We start from the raw sequence: 19,789 nt of genomic DNA, 5'->3' as shown, positions 1-19,789 counted from the left end.
CCCCTGCCGACGCTTCGCCGATCACCTCGCGGTGACCTGCGCACGGCTCGGGGCCGATGTGGTTCGCTACTCCTTCATCGCAGTGGACTTTCACCACCTACTCCTTGCCGGTCTACCGGCGCACTTAAAATTTATGCCGAAAACACTTGCGCGTTTCGAAATTCTCACACTATAATTTCACTTCTGTTGGGGCGTTAGCTCAGTTGGTAGAGCAGCGGACTCTTAATCCGTAGGTCGAGTGTTCGAGTCACTCACGCCCCACCACCAGATTCATGTGAAAAGCCCGGTCCTCGTGATCGGGCTTTTTGCTTTCTTGCACCGGGCCAGGGCTGAGCTCTAAACCTCCACCGCCACGATCCGCCGCACCAACGCGCCATGCGTAACGGCCGCTTCCTGCGACCATTACACGGCGACATCCGTATCGACGAGACGAGACGCGACCGGCTGCGCAACAAGCGCCCGCTCGTCCCGCCCCAACCCATAATCCGCCAGACGCAAGCGCTCCGGAATCATCCAGCCCGCGCCATCGTTCTGCGCGAAAAACGCCTCCACACCCCCCGCCTTCAAATCCCAAAACGCGACATACGCCAAAACCGTCTGCCGCAACTCCGGATCCTTATCCCGATCCACGCGCCAGAAACCTTTGGCATTCAGCGTCGACGCAAATTCGTCCGTCAGCGCGGACGCCGCGAAATCGCACTCGGCGAGAACATGCGCGAAGTCATCGACCGATAGCCCGAAATAATGCGCGACGAGCGCATCGGCGATACAGCGCAGACGCAATCGCTCGGCATCGCCGATGGCGGGCGACGCGTCCTGCGATCCGCAAAACGCGCGCAAGGTGCAGATCAACCGACGCCCGATCGCATCGAGTGCGGACAAATCCGTGCATCGAGGCAGAACCGACTCCTCAACCGCGAAGCCGTTCAGATGCAAGCCGCCGCATCGCGCGCGCGACGAAGTCATACACGAAGGAGTTCATTACCGTTGCCAGCGCGAACACGCTTTCGCGCGCGCCGAGCACGGCCGCCGTGTTGCCGCACGGGAAATACGGCGTGCAGGTCGCGCGCGCGGTGCGCACGTTGGTCGCCGATGTCACGTCGATGAACACCACCTTCGGCACCGGCCGCCACTTCGGCTGGCCGGCATCGTCGCCGATCTTGCTGATGCGCGCCGCCGCCGTCTTCATGCCGATCAGATATTGCGGCTCGACCACGCCCTCGCCCGGCGCGATGTCGAGCCACACCGCCGCGCGTCCCTTGCCCGACACCCAGCCCTTCGCCGACGTCCGGAACTGATCGATGATATTGCCCTCCAGCAGCGGCAACGCCACGTCGTCGATCGAATCGACGGCGATCGACTGCCGTCCGTCGCACGACAGCACGAGTCCGTCGACGCGCGCGAGAATCTCCATCGGTCCGTCGTAGTCGAACCACGCGCCCTTGAGCCAGTGACCGTACTCGTCCGCGCGATAGCCCCGGTCCTCCCAATCGGGACGCGGCGCGAACAGCGCGGAATCGGACGTCATGTTGAAATCGCCCTGCCGATACCGAATGCCCCAGGCGCGTTCGCTCCGATCGCCGAACAGCACGCCGTTATCGTAGATGGTCTGCAGCGTGCGCAGATCGCGCGCCGCCGATCTCCAGAATCGCCTTCGAACGCGGCGAAAACGCCTCCACGCGCGCACGCGGATACGCCATCGCGTGACGTTCGGCATGCTGCCAATCCGCCGCATCGCGATGCATGAAGGCCGCGCGCATCGCGTGCGTCTCGCCACCCTTCTGCACGATCAGCACGCAAAACCTGAACGAGCGATGGATATCGAAAATGCCCGCGCGATTCTCGAAGCCGAACAGCCATTGCCAGTCGCATCGTTCGAAGAAGAGCGTGCGCAATTCCGTCGAGCCTTTATCGCCGAGAATGCCGCCCGGCACGATCATGCCGAGCCGTCCTTGCGGGCGCAGCAGCGCGTGGCTCAATTCGAGAAACATCTTGTGCAGATACGGCTTGCCCTGCCCCTGATGCACGAACGGATGCGCCCGATCCGCAAAGCCGCGACGCATTTCGCGCCGGCGTCGCCAAAGTTCGTGCAGACGGCTCGACGCCTCGAAGCTGCTGCGCCCGCGTCCGCCGAGAGGGAAATCGTGCTTGCGCTTGCCGTCCTTGTCCTCGATCACGCGATCGCCCGATGCGATGCGCCGCAATGGTTCATCCAGTTCGCGAACGCCTTCAGACGCGCCCGATACGCGATCCATTCGCGCTCGATCGACGGCGCGCGCCGGAAGTATTCGAGTTGCTTCGCCAACGCTTCCTGCTTGCCGTAAGCGCGATAAAGCGGATGGTGATGCGCGAAGAACTCCTTCGAATCGGGCTGAACGGTTTCCCATGACGGATTACCCAGCAGCGCATCGAAGCCCTGATGCGCGGACGTGAAGACATCGGGAAATTCGAGCTCCCAATGAAAGAAGCGCTGACGTGACGACGCGCGACCTCGCTCGCAATCGACATCGCGTCGACGTTCGGACGCGCGAAATCGAACGGCAGCGGCGCATGCGCGATCTTGTCGCCGGGCCAGAACCACAACGCGCACCACAGGTCGAGCCGCGCCTTCAGCGCGCGATACGGCGCGCTGTCGAGCCATTCCGTGCGATACACGCGCGCCCGCCGCTCGCACTCACCCAACGGCAGACGATGCAGCGTGCTCAGGACATCGCGCAGCGCGTCGTGTGCGCGATCGGCGTCGGTGTCGTGTGCGGCATCGGGCGCGTCGAGCAGTTCGCGCAACTGTTCGGTGACGAGCCGCGCCCGCTTCTTGATCGCTTCGTTGAACACATCGCCGCGCGTGCGACCTTTTTCATCGACGAAAGCGTGATTGCCGAGATTGCCCGGCTTGTCCTTCTGATAATCCTTGTCGCCGCCCTCGCGCGCCCACGCCATCGCCGGATAATCGCGGCTGGCGTCGAACCACGCGCCGACCAGCGCATTGCCCACTTTGAGCTTGTGATCGACGAAGCCGAACGGCAGGCCGCGATCCAGCGTCTCGACCCACAAGGCCATGCGGCCGAGTTCCACCGCCAGCGGATCGATATCGACGCCGTACAGGCAATGCTCGACGACATGGCGTTTCAACTGCGCGCGCAACGCCTGCTCGAAGCGTTCATCGCGCGGATCGAGCCGAACGAGGTCGTCGTTGAACAGCGCGTTCGGCATCCCGTGACGATGCAGCGATACAACCAGCGCGTCGGTCAGATAACGCAACGCGCTGGCGAGGAACGAGCCGGAACCCATCGCCGGATCGCAGACCTTGATCGACAGAATCTGCTCGGGCGTTTTCGGCGTCCATTCGACGACGGTCTCCAGTCCCGTGCGCGCATCGATTTCGCTGCGCACCGCGTCGTAGGCGAGCGGTTGCAGCGTGCGACGCACCGTCGGCTCCGCGAGCGACGGCCGCGTGAAGAACGTGCCCGCGCCCTTGCGCGTGCCGCCCCAGCGCACGAGATAGAACTCGCCCGGCGCGACGAGCCGCGCGCATAGCGTGTTCGCTTGTCCGTTCGTCACGCCGCTCAGCGCGGCCGCGCGCGCGAGCCAGGCGTCGACGCGCATCGCGTGATGCGGATTCAGCGTTTGCGGTGGCGCGGGCGATTCCGCTTCGGCATCGTCTTCGATGTCGTCGGCCGGCGCTTCGTCGTCTTCGACTTCGTCGATTGCGCGCGTGTCTCTTTTGCTCAGCGCGTCGAACAGTTGCGCGATGGTCTTATCGCTCAGGCTTTCCAGTTGCGACAGCGTGAACGCGGGCTGATTGCCGACCGCGAGAAAGATCACTGGGTCGTCGTCCGCTGCCTGCTTGAGTTCGAAATCGAGCAGGCCTTCATACAGCACGCCGATGTACTCCGACGACAGCCGCGCGAAATCCACCGGCACGTCGATCCACGCGCCGTTGCGCGCGCGGCCCGGCCTCATGCGAACGCGCGTCAGCAGACGCAGCAGCTTCATCACTTCCTGATCGTCGATGCGATTGTCAGGACTCTCCAGCAACGCGAGCGCGCGGGAAATGCCATCGTCGCTATCGGCGCGGCCCGGTTCGAACAGCGCGCCGCCGTAGCGCGGCACGGACATGCGCGCGTGCGTCGATCCGGCGTGGATCAACCTGAACAGCGCGATCAGTCGCGGCCACACATCACGACTCGCGCGCTCGCGCAGCGTCTCCAGACTGAACGCGCGCCGATAGACGCGGTTCTCCATCGGCAACAGTCCGCGCGCTTCGGCGAACAACGTGATGACGCAACGCATGACGATGCGCGATCCCGCCACATACAAATCCTTGTGGTCGTAGCCGCGGCCTTCGCGCCGCGCCCGCCCGATCGCCGCATGCGATGCGCTGATCAGCCCTTCCACGCCCTGACGGACGCGCTCGCTCAACACGCCCGACAGTTCGTGCAGCGATTCGAGGCCCGTTGGCGGGCGCGTGGCGAGTGTGGGCGGTGTCGTGGTCATCTCGCCGCATTATGCCCGTCGCTTAGTGGTCGATCTTCACGGCTCGATCGCCGCGCCGCGCTTGTCGAGCAATTCGCGCAGGATCGAGCGATGACAGCGCGCTTCGTCCTCGCAATAGCAGCCGACCGAGAGATTCGTCGTGTGCGAGAGCGCCGCGAGCAGATCGAGCGATTTGCCGGCGTCGGGCATCGCCATTTCGGCCTTGAATTTTCTGACGAACGCGCGCCAAGCTTGCTCGGTCTCGGCGCTCAGCGCTTCGGCCACGAGTTCCGCCGATGGCGACAGGTTCGGATACCACACGTCGTAGAAATCGCGCTTCGCGAACTCGGCTTTCGGCACGCCGCGCGGCGGCCGTCGCACGGTGCCGATGCGCAAACCTTCGTTCGCCGCGCGCGATGCGCCCAATCGCACGATTCGTATCGTCATGTCGCTCTCCTTGCCGTGATGTGCTCGATGCCGCCGCCGACATCTGTTTGAAAGCCCGCGCGCGGCGCTCCAGCGAAATGCGTCGCCATCCCGTATTGTTTCGGATTATTCTCCTTCCGCTTACAACCGGAATCTCCGCCGTGCCCCAAGAAGAACGCAAACCCACCTCGCCCCGCGATCCCGACGCGCCGATGACGCCGCTCGAACGCCGCGGCATGGCCGCGATCCTGCTGTCGGTCGCGCTGGCGACGCTCGATACCGCCATCGCCAACACGGCGCTGCCGGCCATCGCCGCCGATCTGCATACGACGCCCGCCGCATCGGTGTGGATCATCAACGCGTATCAGCTCGCGATGGTCGCCACGCTGCTTCCGTTCGCGGCGCTCGGCGGGATTCTCGGGCATCGGCGCGTGTACTTGGGCGGGCTGGTCGTGTTTCTGATCGCGTCGGCGGTGTGCGCGTTCGCGTGGTCGCTGCCGTCGCTGGTCGCCACGCGCCTGCTGCAAGGACTCGGCGCGAGGGCGATCATGAGCGTCAACGCGGCGCTGATCAGCGCGATCTTTCCGCCGCATCGGCTCGGGCGCGGCGTCGGGCTGAACGCGCTGGTGGTCGGCATCGCGTTCGCGGTCGGGCCGACGGTGGCGTCGATCGTGCTGTCGCTCGGCACGTGGTCGTGGCTGTTCGCGGTGAATCTGCCGGTCGGCGTGGTGGCGCTGTTCATCGCGTGGCCGTCGTTGCCGCAGACCAAGCGCGGCGCGCACGGTTTCGACCGGATCGCGGCGGCGCTCAACGTGATCACCTTCGCGGCGCTGATTTTCGCGCTCGGCGAAGCGGCCCAGCGCGCGCCCGCAAGCATGGTGCTCGGCTCGCTGGCGGTCGCGCTCGTCGCGGGCGTGCTGCTGTTGAAGCGCGAGCACGGCCATCCCGCGCCAATGCTGCCCGTCGATCTGTTTCGCCGGCCGATGTTCGCGCTATCGACCGCGACGGCGATCTGCTCGTTCGCCGCGCAAGGGCTCGCCTTCGTGTCGCTGCCGTTTTTCTTCGAAAGCGTGCTCGGCCGCAGTCAGGTCGAAACCGGCTTTCTGATGACGCCGTGGTCCGCGCTGGTCGCGCTGATGGCGCCGATCGCTGGACGTCTCTCCGATCGGCATCCGCCGGGATTGCTCGGCGGCGTCGGACTGGCGATCCTGTGCGCGGGAATGGTGTCGCTCGCGCTGCTTCCGGCGCAACCGCACGCGCTCGAAATCTGCATCCGGATGGCGATTTGCGGCGCGGGCTTCGGCTTTTTTCAGTCGCCGAATCTGAAGGCGTTCATGTCGAGCACGCCGCGCGAACGCAGCGGCGGCGCCAGCGGGATGATCGCGACATCGCGTCTGATCGAGCAGGCGTCGGGCGCGGCGCTGGTCGCGTTGTGCTTCAGCATCGCGGGAAAGCATGGGTCGACGCTGGCGTTGTCGCTGGGCGCGGCGTTCGCGGGGGCGGGAAGTATCGCGAGCGGCATGCGGCTGGTGAAGCGCGATACCGCGAAAACGGCGGCGGGCGGCGTCTCGCAGGACACCTGAGCCCGCCTGCACGGATTACATGCGCCGCACTTTCACTTTGCGGCCCTTGAGCTTGCCCGCGCTCAGTTTGCGCATGGCGTCGTCGGCGATGCCACGTTCGATGGCCACGTAGGTGACCATGTCCATCACGTTGATCTTGCCGATCTGCTCGCCCTTGAAACCCGCCTCGCCGGTCAGCGCGCCGAGCACGTCGCCGGGGCGGATCTTGTCCTCGCGGCCGCCCAGGATTTGCAGCGTCGCCATCGGCGGCTTCAGATGACCCGGTTCCGCCGACGTCAGTTCGGCCAGCGGATGCCATTCCACTTCCGCCTTCTGCGCTTCCTCGATCGCGCCGACGCGGCCCATCTCGTCCATGCTCGCAAGCGATAGCGCCCAGCCTTCCTCGCCCGCGCGCCCCGTCCGTCCGATGCGATGCACATGCACTTCCGGGTCCGGCGTCACATCGACGTTGATCACCGCTTCGAGCTGCTGGATATCGAGCCCGCGCGCGGCGACATCGGTCGCGACGAGCACGGAGCAACTGCGATTGGCGAACTGCACGAGCACCTGATCGCGCTCGCGCTGTTCGAGTTCGCCGTGCAGCGTGAGCGCTTCGAAACCTTGCGCGCGCAGCACGTCGAGCAGATCGCGGCACTGGTTCTTCGTGTTGCAGAACGCGATGGTGCTCACCGGCCGATAGTGATCGAGCAGCAAGCCGACCGTGTGCAGCCGTTCGTGATCTTCGACCTGATAGAAACGCTGCTTGATCTTGGCGTTGCTATGCGTTTCGGTGAGCTTGATCTCGCGCGGCTTGCGCAGAAACTGCTGGCTCAGCTTGGCGATGCCTTCGGGATACGTCGCCGAGAACAGCAGCGTCTGCCGATCCGTCGGACAACGGCGCGCGACCGAGACGATATCGTCGAAAAAGCCCATGTCGAGCATGCGATCGGCTTCGTCGAGCACGAGCGTGCGCACGGCGTCAAGCGAGAGCGTGCCGCGCTCCAGATGATCCATGATGCGCCCCGGCGTGCCGACCGCGACATGCGCGCCGTGCTCGAGACTCGCGATCTGCGGACGCATCGGCGTGCCGCCGCACAGCGTCAGCACCTTCACATTGTCTTCCGCGCGCGCGAGACGGCGGATTTCCTGCGTGACCTGATCGGCGAGTTCGCGCGTCGGGCAGAGCACGAGCGCCTGCACGTCGAAGCGGCGTGCATCGAGTTTGGCGAGCAGCGGCAGCGTGAACGCCGCCGTCTTGCCGCTGCCGGTTTTCGCCTGCGCGATGAGATCGTGGCCGGCGAGCGCGTGCGGCAGGCTTGCGGCCTGAATCGGCGTCATCGTGAGATAGCCGAGTTGCTGCAAATTCGCCTGCATTGCGGGCGCGAGCGGCAGGCTGCTGAAGGAGGTGTCGGTCGTCATGGCTTCAGCGCTTCGTTTTCGGGTCGATGTCGGCGATCTGCTCGTAGCTGACTTCGCCTTCGGGCGAGTCGTGGCGCTCGACATAATTGCGCGCGCCGCACATCGGACAGCGGAACAGCAGGCCTTGGCCTTCGTTCTTGATAACGACGTCCGATAGCGCCCATTCCGCCCCGCAGGACTGGTTTCGGCAGATGAACATGTGAAGATTCTCGTTGTTGCGTGATGTCGCGCGCCGGGCGGACGCGTTTCATCGGTTCAAAGGCGAGAGTGTACGCGTCTCCGGCGACGGCGCGGTCCGGCCAAGTCCGCAAGAAAAGCTAAAGCGGGTCATGCTACCTTGGTTTCATCCGGCGAACGGGAGCGGACGATGAGCGAAAAGCCTTACGAAGCGCGGCTGGCGCGGGTGGTCGCGTATATCCACGATCATCTCGACGACGAGTTGGACCTCAACCGGCTCGCGGAGGTTGCGTGTCTGTCGCCGTATCACTGGCACCGGATTTACCACGGCTTTTTCGGCGAGACGGCGGCGGCGACGGTGCATCGCTTGCGGCTGCATCGCGCGGCGAACGAACTGGTGCGCGGCCGCCGCGAACACCACGCCGACGCTGGCCGCCGCGACCGGCATCCTCGACGGCACGCCGCTCGGCACCGCGCACTGGAGCGACGGCTCGACGACCACCAGCGGCACCGGTCAGGCCGTGAGCGGGCTGAACTGCAAGGTGGCGGGCAACAGCTACACGTACTCGCATCTGTCGATCTACCTGAACGGCCAGCAGCTCACGGTGCCGACCAACATCGGCGCGGTCACGCCCTCGCTCACGTTGCAGACCGGCTGCGTCTATCCGATTCACACCGACGACGCTTCCGGCAAGATCCGCATGGACGTGACGACGGCAGGCTCGTCGTACACGCTGGGTCAGTTCTTCGCCGTGTGGGGCCAGACGCTGTCGTCGTCGAACGTCACGGGCATCGCGGGCACGGTGACGGCGTGGGTCAACAACGGCGGCACGCTCACGCAGTACACGGGCGATCTGGCGAGCCTTCCGCTCACCGCGAAGGGTGAAATCACGCTCGAAATCGGCACGCCGCTGACGCAGATTCCCACTTACACGTGGACCGATCCGCCAGCGTTCGATACCACCAACGTCATCGCGCTCAACTACGGCGGCGTGGTGGGCAGCTCGTTCTGGCCGACCGGCAACACGAGTTCGGGTGGCACCGGAACGCCGGTCGACGGCGCGACCTGCGCGGCGGGCATGGCCGAGAACTATCACGTCCATCCGCACCTCGCGATCATCAAGGACGGCCAGTGGCTCGCGCTGCCCGCGCAGATCGGCATTCTGTCGAGTTGCAACTACGAGATGCACACGCACGACTCGACCGGCATCATCCACGTCGAAACGCCCGCGTACAAGCAGTACACGCTCGGCATGTTCTTCGATATCTGGGGTCAGCCGCTGTCGACGACCAACGTGGCCGGCATCACCAGCACCAGCGATGTCGTGGTGTATATCAACGACAATGGCGACTCGCGTCGTTATATCGGCGATCCGCGCAATATCGTCTTGCAGTCGCATCGCGATATCACGATTCAGATCGGCTCGCCGGTCAGTTCGCTCGCGACTTACTCGTGGTACGAACCGCAGTAACGCAATAAAAAAACCCCGGGAAACCGGGGTTTTTTACATCGGACGACGCCGCGGCTACGACGCCTGCTGCGCGTCTTTCGCGCTTGCCGCATCGACCGCACGCGGCGTATCGCCGGTGTGCTCGATCCATCCGCCGCCGAGCGCCTGATACAAACTCACCAGATTCGCCCAGCGCTGCGTGCGCGCGGTGATCAGCGTCTGCTGCGACGCGTACAGATCCCGCTGCGCGCTCAGCACGCCGAGATAACTGTCGACGCCGTTGCGATAACGCAGCATCGACAGATCGAAACGACGCTGTTGCGCCGCCGTGTCGCGCTGGAGCGCGTCGATCTGCTGATCGTACGTGCCGCGCGCGGCGAGACCGTCGGCGACTTCGCGGAAAGCCGTCTGGATCGCTTTCTCGTACTGCGCGATCTGGATGTTTTTCTGAATGTTCGCGAGATCCAGATTGGCCATGTTCTGGCCGCCCTGGAAAATCGGCAACGTGATGGCCGGCGCGAAACTCCACGCCGCCGATCCCGCCTTGAACAAACCACCGAGCGACGGACTTATGGTGCCGAAGCTGCCCGTCAGCGAAATGCTCGGGAAGAACGCCGCGTGCGCCGCGCCGATATTCGCATTGGCCGCGAGCAGATTCTGCTCCGCTTCCATGATGTCCGGACGACGCGTCAGCAGATCGGACGGCAAGCCCGCCGGGATATCGGTCAGCAGATTCTGCCCGTTGAGCGGCGCGCCGCCCGGCAGATCGTCGGGCATCGGCTCGCCGAGCAGCAACACCAGCGCATTGACCGCCTGCGCCCGCGCGCGCTGCTGACTTTGCAGATTCGCCGCCGCCGTTTCGACGACCGTCTGCGACTGGCTCAGATCGAGTTCCGACGCGGTGCCGTTATCGAACTGGAGCTTGATCAGCTTGTACGAATCCTGCGCGGTCTTGAGCGTCTGCACGGTGACCTTCTGCAGATCGTCCGCCTCAAGCACCTGCAGATACTGCGACGCCACCTGCGACACCAGCGAAATTTCCGCCGCCTTGCGCGCGTACGCCGTGGAGAAATATTGCGCCAGCGCCTGATCCTTCAGGCTCTGCACGCGTCCGAACAGATCGATTTCCCACGCACCGTTCAGCCCGACGTTGTACTGCGTGGAGATCGTCTGATTGAACAGCGTCATGTTCCTCGGCGTGCGCGTTTTCGACTCGCTCGCGCCCGCGCTCAAGCTCGGAAACAGATCCGACCGCACGATGCGATATTGCGCCTGCGCCGCCTGCACGTTCAGCACCGCCACGCGCAGATCGCGATTGTTCCTGAGCGCGATGCCGATCAGCCGTTGCAGACGCGCATCGGCGAAGAAATCGCGCCAGCCGATATCCGCCGCCGCGACGCCCTTCGCGCTGCGATCCTGCGATGCCGCGCCGGGCTGCGCGCCGTACACGCCGTCGCTCCGATAGGCGGATGGAACCGGCGCATCGGGACGCTCGTATTTCGGGGCCATCGTGCAGCCGGACATCAGCACGGCTGCGGCGGTTGCAATCAAAGAAAGTCTGCGCATCTCAATGTCCTTGCTTGCCTGAGCCGTCAACTGAGCCATGACCCGAGCCATGAGCATCCGACGCGGACCTCAGCCGTTCGTAATTCGCCAGCGCCGTATCGACGTCTTCCTTGTCGCCGCCGAAGTGCGCGCGCACGACGACGAAGAACATCGGCACCATGAAAATGGCGAGGAACGTGGCGGTGACCATGCCGCCGATCACGCCCGTACCGATCGCGTGCTGGCTCGCCGCGCCCGCGCCGTTGCTGATGGCGAGCGGTATCGTGCCGAGAATGAACGCGAGCGAGGTCATCAAAATGGGACGCAGGCGCAGACGCGCGGCTTCGAGCGCGGGTTCGATCGGGCCCATCTTTTCGGACATCTGCAGATCGCGCGCGAACTCGACGATCAAAATGGCGTTCTTCGCCGACAGACCGACCGTGGTCAGCAGGCCGACCTGGAAGTACACGTCGTTCTCGAGCCCGCGAAAGGTGACGGCGAGCAGCGCGCCGATCACGCCGAGCGGCACGACCATGATCACGGAGAACGGAATCGACCAGCTCTCGTACAGCGCCGCGAGACACAGGAACACGACGAGAATCGAGATGCCGTAAAGAATCGGCGCCTGATTGCCCGACTGAATTTGCTGCAGCGACAAACCCGTCCATTCGTAGCCGATGCCTTCCGGCAGCTGCGCGGCGATCGCTTCCATCGCGGCCATCGCCTGGCCGGTGGATTTGCCCGGCGACGCCGTGCCCTGGATTTCGATCGACGACACGCCGTTGTAGCGCTCGAGCTTGGGCGAACCGTAGCTCCATTCGCCGGACGCGAAGGACGAGAACGGCACCATCGAACCGGACGTGTTGCGCACGTACCAGCTGCTGATGTTTTCCGGGCTCATGCGGAACGGTGCATCGCCCTGCATGTAGACCTTCTTGATCCGGCTGTCGGTGTCGAGGAAGTTGTTGACGTAGGACGACGCCCACGCGATCGAGAACGTCTGGTCGATGGCGGACGCCGTAACGCCTTGCGCCAGCGCCTTCTCCCGATCGATGTTCACCTTGAACTGCGCCGTGTCGTTCAGGCCGTTCGGACGAACCTGCGCGAGCATCGGATCTTTCGCGGCCATGCCGAGCAGTTGCGCGCGCGCCTGCATCAGCTTCTCGTGGCCCACGCCGCCGCGATCTTCCAGTTCGAAGTCGAAGCCCGACGCCGTGCCGAGTTCGGGAATGGACGGCGAATTGACCGGGAACACCATCGCGTTCCGATAGCCCGCGAAGCGGCCGTAGGTGCGGCCCACCAGCGCCTGAATCTTGTCGTCCGCCTTGGTACGCTGCGCGTAGTCCTTCAGGCGCACGAACGCGAGACCCGAGTTCTGGCCACGGCCCGCGAAGCTGTAGCCGTTCACCGTGAACACGGAATCGACGACCGCGCTTTCATCCTTGAGCAGATAGTTCGCGACATCGTCCAGCGCGCGTTGGGTCATTTCCTGTGTCGAGCCGGCCGGCGTCGAGACGAGCACGAACATCGTGCCCTGATCCTCGTCGGGCAGGAACGCCTTGGGCAGCTTCGCGAACAGCATCGCGACGGCGGCGATCACCACCAGATAGATGATCAGCCAGCGCCCCGAATGGCGGATGACGTGCTTCACGCCCGTCTGATACTTGTCGCGGCTGCGATTGAACGTGCGATTGAACCAGCCGAAGAAGCCCGTGGTCTTTTCCTCGTGGCCCTGCGGCAACGGCTTCAGGATGGTCGCGCACAGCGCCGGCGTGAGGATCATCGCGGTCAGCACGGAGAGCACCATCGCCGAAACAATGGTCAGCGAGAACTGCCGATAAATCGCGCCCACCGAGCCGCCCGAGAACGCCACCGGCACGAACACCGCCGACAGCACCAGCGCCACGCCGATCAGCGCGCCGGTGATCTGGCCCATCGCCTTGCGCGTGGCTTCCTTCGGCGGCAATCCTTCTTCCGCCATCACCCGCTCGACGTTTTCGACCACCACGATCGCATCGTCCACCAGCAGGCCGATCGCGAGCACGAGCCCGAACATCGACAGCGTGTTGATGGAAAAGCCGATTGCCGCCATCACGCCGAACGTGCCGAGCAGCACCACCGGCACCGCGATGGTCGGAATCAGCGTCGCGCGGATGTTCTGCAGGAACAGGTACATCACGAGGAACACGAGCACGACCGCTTCGATCAGCGTCTTGATCACGTCCGAAATGGACTGCTTGACGAACGGCATGGTGTCGTACGGATACTTCACGACCAGCCCGTGCTGGAAGTACTTCGACAGTTCGTCGACCTTGGCGCGCACGGCATCGGCCGTGGCGAGCGCGTTCGCGCCCGTGGCCAGGTTAATACCGAAACCCGCCGCCGGCTTGCCGTTGTACTGCGTCATGAAGTTGTAGTTTTCGCCGCCGAGCGAGACGCGCGCCACATCCTTGATGCGCACCTGCGAGCCGTCCGAATTCACCTTCAGCAGCACGTTGCCGAACTGCTCGGGCGTGCGCATCAGCGTCGCTTCGGTGATGGTCGCCTGCATCGACTGGCCGGCCACCGCCGGCGTGCCGCCGAGCTGCCCGCCCGCGACCTGCACGTTCTGCGACTGCAGCGCCTGCTGCACGTCGACCGGCGTCAGGCCGTAGTTGGTGAGCTTGTTCGGATCGAGCCAGATACGCATGGTGTACTGCGTGCCGAACAGGTTGGTCGTGCCCACGCCGTTCAGACGGCTGATCGGATCCTTCACGTTCGATGCGACGTAATTCGCCAGATCGTTCCGGTCCATGCTGCCGTCTTCCGACACGAACGCCAGCACCAGCAGGAAGCTATTGCCCGCCTTCGGCACCGACAACCCCAACTGCTGCACGATCTGCGGCAGATTCGGCGTGGCGAGTTGCAGCTTGTTCTGCACCTGCACCTGCACCTGCACCTGCACCTGCACCTGCACCTGCGCGATATCCGCGTTGGTGCCCGGCGCGAACGTCAGCGTGATGGTGGACGTGCCAGTGTCGTCGGAAGTGGACGAGATGTAGAGCAGGCCGTCGAGCCCGCTCATCTGCTGCTCGATCACCTGCGTGACGGTGTTTTCGACCGTTTGTGCCGATGCACCCGGATACGTCGCGGTCACCTGAACGTTCGGCGGCGCGACGGTCGGATACTGCACGATCGGCAGCGTCTTGATGGACGCCGCGCCCGCGAGCATCAGAATGATGGCGAGCACCCACGCGAAGATCGGGCGATCGATAAAGAACTTTGCCATGTGGCCTGACTCCCGTGCTTACGCGCCGACGCCGGACGACGCGCGCGGCGGCGCCGCATCCGCCTTCACGTCCGATGCGCCCGATGCCGCCGCGGGCGAGCCGGCGACCTGCGGCAGATTGGCCGCGACCGCCTTCACTTCCATGCCCGGCCGCACCTTGTCGATGCCTTCGACGATCACGCGATCGCCAGGCTGCACGCCGCTTTCGACGATCCAGTTCTGACCGTACGTGCCCGACGTCACGATCGGACGCGGCGCGACCTTGTTGTTTTTATCGACCACCATCGCGATGGTGGTGCCCTTCTGGTCGTGCGTGACGCCCACCACCGGCACGACGAGCACCTGCGGATTCACGCCTTCCTCGATACGCGCGCGCACGAACATGCCCGGCAGCAGCATGTGGTCCTTGTTCTCGAACACGGCGCGCACGGTGACCGAACCGGTCAACTGATCGACTGATACGTCGGTGAACTGGAGCCGGCCCTTCTCGGGATACTCGCGGCCGTCTTCGAGAATCAGCGTGACCTTGGCGGCATCGGGACCGGAGGTCGTCAGATGGCCTTCCTGAATCTGGCGGCACAGCTTGAGGCCGTCGAGACTCGATTGCGTCAGATCGACATAGACCGGATCGAACTGCTGCACGGTGACCATCAGCGTGGCCTGCGCGGCCTGCACGTACGCGCCCGGCGTGACTTGCGAGATGCCCACCTGACCGGTCACCGGCGAGACGACATCCGTATAGCCGACGTTGATCTGCGCGGTCTGCACATCCGCCTTCGCCGATGCGACCTGCGCGAGCGCTTCGCCTTGCGCGGCAACGGCGTTGTCGTAGTCCTGCTTGCTCACCGCGTTCGCCGCGACCAGCACCTTGTAGCGTTCGGCCAGCGCCCGCGCCGACACGAGCGATGCATTCGCCTTCGCGAGCGACGCCTTGGCCGGTTCGAGCCGCGCGATATACGGCGCGGGATCGATCTTGTACAGCCGCTGACCCTGCTTGACGAGCCCGCCTTCGGTGAACTCGCGACGCAGCACGATGCCATCGACACGCGCGCGCACCTGCGCATCGAGGAACGCGCTGGTGCGGCCCGGCAATTCGCTGACGACCGGCACGGACGCCGTCTGCAAGGTCACGACGCCGACTTCCGGCGTATGCGGCGTCATGGCGGGATGCTTGTCGCCGCACGCGGCCAGCAACATGGCGGCCGTCGCAACGGTAATGAGGCGGGTTGGAATCCGTTCGAAACGCATTGAGTGCAAACCCCTTTAGTAGCTGACGAAACTGACGATGAAGGCGTGCGTACATGGCGTGAGCCAGTGACGGATGCAAACTCGCCATCGACGCAAATGAAAAAGGCAAGGGACGGCCGCGCCGGTCAGAACGATGTCCTGACAGCGCCATGTCTCTTACGTTTTGGATAACTTATTTTTACAATTCCGAACGCGGAAAGTCTCGGGCGGATGACGTCCCGCTCTGCGTGTCGGAACCATGAGGTCGGGCACAGCCGCACCTGTCCGCCTGCCGATTATAGATATCGATCCGATCGGGCCAATCCGATCGATTCGAATGCCTACGTAAATTGACGATCAGCGAGCGTTTGTTTCAAAACTGCTCAAAATATACGCGCCGTACAGTCAACCAGGTTTGCGCGAAAAGACCACGTTCGTGCGAAGAATATCGCTCGCGGGCCGCCCGCTCAAGATGATCTGCGACAAGGCTTTCAGCCACGGCACGCTGTGACTGAAGAAATGAAAGTAGCCTTTGCACAGGAATTCAGCCCTGCTTCGCCGTCTTCCGACATCGCAAAACGATGCTTCGGACATCCTCCCCAGCAGCCCTTGAGCATCGAACAGCGCCGGCATTGCGCAGGCAAGGTATCGAACTTGTCCTGACCGAAGCGCGTCTGCTGCGGCAGCGCCATCATTGAGGTCAGATCGTCGGTGCCGAGATTGCCGAGACGGTAATCGGGATAGACATAGTGATCGCAGGCGTAGACGTCGCCGTTGTGTTCGACGACGACAGCCTTACCGCAAGTCGGCTGATGGTGGCACGACGCGCCGGGGCGTCCCATGAAATTCGCCAGCGCCCATTCGATGTTCATCACGTGCATCGTGCCGACGTCGTGACGGACCAATTCGTCGACGATCGCGCTCAAAAACGTGCCGTAGTCTTCCGGGCGCACCGACCATTCCGTCACCTCGCCGTCGATGGCCGGCGCGGCGGCGGCTAGCACCTTGCCGTCCGGCGCGCGCAAAGTCAGGCCGATCCCGCGCTCCCGCGATGCGGGCAGACGCTCGACCACCGGAATGAACTGCACGTATTCGACGCCGTTGTCACGCAGAAACCGGTACACCTCCAGCGGCGCTTGCGCGCTGCGACGGTTCACGCAGGCCAGCACGTTGTATCGCACGCCATGCGACTGGAACAGCCGAAGCGCACGCATGACGAGCGCGTGAGACGGCCGTCCACCTACCGTCACGCGATATTCGTCGTGAATCTCCGCCGGTCCGTCGAGCGACAGGCCGATCAGAAAATCGTGCTCCTTGAAAAACGCGCACCACGTCTCGTCGATCAGCAGGCCGTTGGTCTGAAAGCTGTTGGCGATGCGCCGGCCCGCGCCGTGGCGCTGCTGCAAACGCACCGCGCGTTCGTAGAATTCGAGGCCGAGCAGCGTCGGTTCGCCGCCTTGCCATGTGAACACGACTTCGTGATCCGCCGGCGTCGCTTCGATGTACTGGCGCACGTAGGCATCGAGCGTGTCGTCGCTCATGCGATGCCGCGCCTCGTCGCGATACAGCGCGGCCTTCTCCAGATAGAAGCAGTACGCGCAATCGAGATTGCAGTCCGGGCCGCTGGGCTTGGCCATGGCATGAAAACCGGCGTTGGCGGACATGTCGCTCTCCTTCCAGAAACAGTGAAGGGTGGCGCGCTGCCGAGACAGCGCGCCACCCTGCTTCGCTCACGCCAAAGCGTGCTGCGTACCGCTTATTGCAGCTCGACCGTCAGCTTGTCGATCTTGCCGTCGAACTTGAATGGCGGCTTATAGGTGTTGTCGACCGGCGTGCCGGCGTCCTGACCGATATCCTGCGATTCGAACGACGTGTACTTCATCGGCACCGTCTTCTCGATACGGCCCTGCCCGATCTGCTTGCCGTTGGCGAACATCGTCACGACGCCGCCCTTGCCGAGACCACCGCCGTCGTACTGGAAGTGGAACGACAGCGTGACCTTGCCGGTCGGCACGTTGCTCGTCGACACGACGCGATAACGCTCCATATCGAGGAAGTTGTGCGACACGACGAGCTTGCCGTTCTGCGTGTAGAAACCCCAGCCCGCCGTGAAGCCGCCATGCGTGAAGATCATGCCGTTCGCGCCCTTAGACGGCACCTGCGTTTCCGCCGTGACGGTGAACGACTTGTTCTTCAGGTCCGGCGCCGATCCTTCCGGCAGGCCCACGAGCGGGAAGTCTTACACGAACTTCGTGCGTCCGTTCGCGAGGTTCGGACGGCCCGTGAGTTCGTCCGAGAAACGCTCCGGACCGCGCCAGTCGAGCGGCAGCACGTTATGCGTCTTCGCCTGTTCCCACCACAGCGCCTGCAGTTCCTTCAGCTTTTCAGGATACTTGTCCGCGACGTTGTGCGCCTGCGAAAAGTCCTGATCGACGTTGTACAGTTCCCAGGGCACCTTGTTGATGTCGACGTCGTGACGCTGCACCTGCAACGGATTGGACGCCAGCGACGACGCCATCCAGCCGTCCTTGTACATGCCGCGGTTGATCAGCAGTTCCCACATCTGCTCGTGACGGCGCTCGGGTGCCTTCGGATCGTTGAACGTGTAGTTCATCGCGATGCCGTCGAGCGGCGTCTGATCGACACCGTTCACGCGCGTCGGAATCGTCACGTGCGCCGCTTCCAGAATGGTCGGCATGATGTCCGTCAGATGGCTGAACTGCGAGCGGATCTGCCCGCCCTGCCTGATGCCCGCCGGCCAGTCGATGATGAGCGGATTACGCGTGCCGCCGAAGTGCGACGCCACCTGCTTGGTCCACTGGAACGGCGTGTCCATCGCGTGCGCCCAGCCGATCGGCATATGGTTGAAGTGCTTCGGGCCACCGAGTTCGTTCATGACCTTGTACACGTCCTGCCAGTCCTGCTTCATGCCATTGACGGTGATCAGCTCGTTCGTGATGCCGCCGAGACCGCCTTCGCAGGACGCGCCGTTGTCGCCCATGATGTAGATGATCATGGTGTTGTCGGCGTCGGGAAGCTTCTTGACGGCGTCGATCACGCGGCCCATTTCGTAGTCGGCGTGCGCGCCGTACGCGGCGAAAATTTCCATCATGCGCGCGTACAGTTGCTTCTGCTTCGGTTCGAGCGAATCCCACGCCGGAATTTCGGCCGGACGTGCTGTCAGATCCGTGTTCTGAGGCACGATGCCGAGCTTCTTCTGACGCTCGAGCGTCATCTCGCGGTACTTGTCCCAGCCCATGTCGAACTGGCCCTTGTACTTGTCGATCCAGTCCTTCGGCGGCTGATGCGGCGCGTGCGTCGCGGCCGGCGCGAGGTACAGGAAGAACGGCTTGTCCGGCGCGATCGCCTTTTCCTTGTGGATCCAGTCGATCGCGTGATCGGCGAAGTCCGTGGTCAGGTGATAGTTCGGATCCGTCGATGCCGGCACGCGCGTGCGGTTCTCATAGAGATTCGGCTGGAACTGGCTCGAATCGGCCGCGTTGAAACCGTAGAAATACTCGAAGCCCCAGCCGTTCGGCCAGTGATCGAACGGTCCGATTTCGCTGGTTTCCCACGGCGGCGTGTTGTGGTTCTTGCCGATCCATGCCGTCGAGTAGCCGTTCTGGCGCAGAATTTCGCCGACCGTCGCGGCGGAGCGCGGAATCAGACTGGTGTAGCCGTCGTAGCCCGTGCTCATTTCCGTCAGGATGCCGTTGGCGACGACGTGCGGATCGCGCCCGGTCAACAGCGCCGCGCGGCTCGGCGAGCACATCGCGGTCGTGTGGAAGCGGTTGTACATCAGGCCTTCGTGGGCGAGCTTGTCCATCGCGGGCGACGGCACGGTGCCGCCGCTGGCATCGAACTGGCCGAAGCCGACATCGTCCAGCATGATGAGCAGCACGTTCGGCGTGCCCTTCGGCGGCTGGACCGGCTGCGGGAAGGTCGGCTTGTCCGAATCCTTGAACGTTTCACCGATCTTGCCGGTGAAATGGAAATCGGGATACGGCAGCACCGACGGCGTCTGGCCGCCGCCCGCGGGAGCCGCGGGCGCCGGGGCCGGCGCGACCGCGCCTTGCGCCAGTGCCAGCGGCACGACGAACGCGAACGTGCTCAGTAACGCCGCCAGACTGGTTTTCTTGGATCGTATTGGTTTCATTCGTCTCTTCCCGGATTGAAAAGGAAGCCAAGGGTCGAAGGCCGGTGCCGCGCCTTCATCACGAGCTCACCGGGCGGATGCGCAC

The 19,789-nt window shown here is 64.0% G+C and carries 14 protein-coding genes and 1 tRNA gene; 3 read left to right on the top strand and 12 right to left on the bottom strand.

Translation table 11 applies throughout. The annotated features are described in order from the left end of the window. The first annotated feature begins 188 nt into the window (after window positions 1–188). Window positions 189–264 (top strand) — tRNA-Lys (locus BVER_RS07310). A 138-nt stretch (window positions 265–402) separates the two neighbouring features. On the opposite strand, the gene BVER_RS07305 is transcribed toward BVER_RS07310, so the two are convergent. From BVER_RS07305 to BVER_RS07285, 4 genes are all read right to left on the bottom strand, one after another. After that, entirely contained in the window at window positions 403–882 is a 480-nt protein-coding gene (locus BVER_RS07305) for a hypothetical protein (RefSeq protein ID WP_157055955.1), read from the bottom strand. A 28-nt stretch (window positions 883–910) separates the two neighbouring features. Further along, a complete protein-coding gene (locus tag BVER_RS07300; protein ID WP_157055954.1) occupies window positions 911–1,717 on the bottom strand; it encodes a hypothetical protein in 807 nt (268 codons plus the stop codon). A gap of 512 nt (window positions 1,718–2,229) precedes the next feature. Next, window positions 2,230–4,494, bottom strand: coding sequence for a hypothetical protein (locus tag BVER_RS07290; protein ID WP_050452723.1), 2,265 nt, complete (start codon window positions 4,492–4,494; stop codon window positions 2,230–2,232). Between the two features lie 36 nt (window positions 4,495–4,530). Beyond that, a complete protein-coding gene (locus BVER_RS07285; protein WP_050452721.1) occupies window positions 4,531–4,920 on the bottom strand; it encodes a DUF488 domain-containing protein in 390 nt (129 codons plus the stop codon). Window positions 4,921–5,111: 191 nt separating this feature from the next. On the opposite strand from BVER_RS07285, the gene BVER_RS07280 reads away from it, so the two are divergent. Next, complete coding sequence (locus tag BVER_RS07280; protein ID WP_050452731.1) at window positions 5,112–6,482, top strand: MFS transporter; 1,371 nt, start codon at window positions 5,112–5,114, stop codon at window positions 6,480–6,482. A 15-nt stretch (window positions 6,483–6,497) separates the two neighbouring features. On the opposite strand, the gene dbpA is transcribed toward BVER_RS07280, so the two are convergent. Both dbpA and BVER_RS07270 read right to left on the bottom strand, forming a co-directional pair. After that, on the bottom strand, window positions 6,498–7,880 hold the full coding sequence (gene dbpA, locus BVER_RS07275; RefSeq protein WP_050452719.1) for an ATP-dependent RNA helicase DbpA: 1,383 nt from the start codon (window positions 7,878–7,880) through the stop codon (window positions 6,498–6,500). 4 nt (window positions 7,881–7,884) lie between these two features. Next, window positions 7,885–8,079 (bottom strand): hypothetical protein, encoded by a 195-nt coding sequence (locus BVER_RS07270; protein ID WP_050452718.1) that lies wholly within the window; start codon window positions 8,077–8,079, stop codon window positions 7,885–7,887. Window positions 8,080–8,344: 265 nt separating this feature from the next. On the opposite strand from BVER_RS07270, the gene BVER_RS07260 reads away from it, so the two are divergent. Further along, a complete protein-coding gene (locus BVER_RS07260; RefSeq protein WP_232316428.1) occupies window positions 8,345–9,529 on the top strand; it encodes a hypothetical protein in 1,185 nt (394 codons plus the stop codon). Between the two features lie 54 nt (window positions 9,530–9,583). Here BVER_RS07260 and BVER_RS07255 read toward each other — a convergent pair whose 3' ends face one another. The 6 genes from BVER_RS07255 to BVER_RS07230 all read right to left on the bottom strand — a co-directional run bounded on the left by BVER_RS07255 (window position 9,584) and on the right by BVER_RS07230 (window position 19,704). Next, a complete protein-coding gene (locus BVER_RS07255; RefSeq protein WP_050452714.1) occupies window positions 9,584–11,074 on the bottom strand; it encodes an efflux transporter outer membrane subunit in 1,491 nt (496 codons plus the stop codon). A 1-nt stretch (window position 11,075) separates the two neighbouring features. Further along, window positions 11,076–14,321 (bottom strand): efflux RND transporter permease subunit, encoded by a 3,246-nt coding sequence (locus BVER_RS07250; protein WP_050452712.1) that lies wholly within the window; start codon window positions 14,319–14,321, stop codon window positions 11,076–11,078. A gap of 18 nt (window positions 14,322–14,339) precedes the next feature. After that, window positions 14,340–15,569, bottom strand: coding sequence for an efflux RND transporter periplasmic adaptor subunit (locus tag BVER_RS07245; protein WP_050452711.1), 1,230 nt, complete (start codon window positions 15,567–15,569; stop codon window positions 14,340–14,342). A 470-nt stretch (window positions 15,570–16,039) separates the two neighbouring features. After that, window positions 16,040–17,212 (bottom strand): anaerobic sulfatase maturase, encoded by a 1,173-nt coding sequence (locus BVER_RS07240; RefSeq protein ID WP_232316427.1) that lies wholly within the window; start codon window positions 17,210–17,212, stop codon window positions 16,040–16,042. Between the two features lie 92 nt (window positions 17,213–17,304). Further along, window positions 17,305–17,775 (bottom strand): hypothetical protein, encoded by a 471-nt coding sequence (locus tag BVER_RS07235; RefSeq protein WP_050452710.1) that lies wholly within the window; start codon window positions 17,773–17,775, stop codon window positions 17,305–17,307. A 12-nt stretch (window positions 17,776–17,787) separates the two neighbouring features. Next, window positions 17,788–19,704, bottom strand: a complete 1,917-nt coding sequence (locus BVER_RS07230; RefSeq protein ID WP_050452709.1) for an arylsulfatase — start codon at window positions 19,702–19,704, stop codon at window positions 17,788–17,790. Window positions 19,705–19,789: the final 85 nt, after the last annotated feature.

This window comes from Candidatus Burkholderia verschuerenii (assembly GCF_001189365.1).
GTDB lineage: Bacteria > Pseudomonadota > Gammaproteobacteria > Burkholderiales > Burkholderiaceae > Caballeronia > Caballeronia verschuerenii.
Note: the sequence above shows the minus strand (reverse complement) of the source record. Positions and strands in the feature narration are given on the sequence as shown.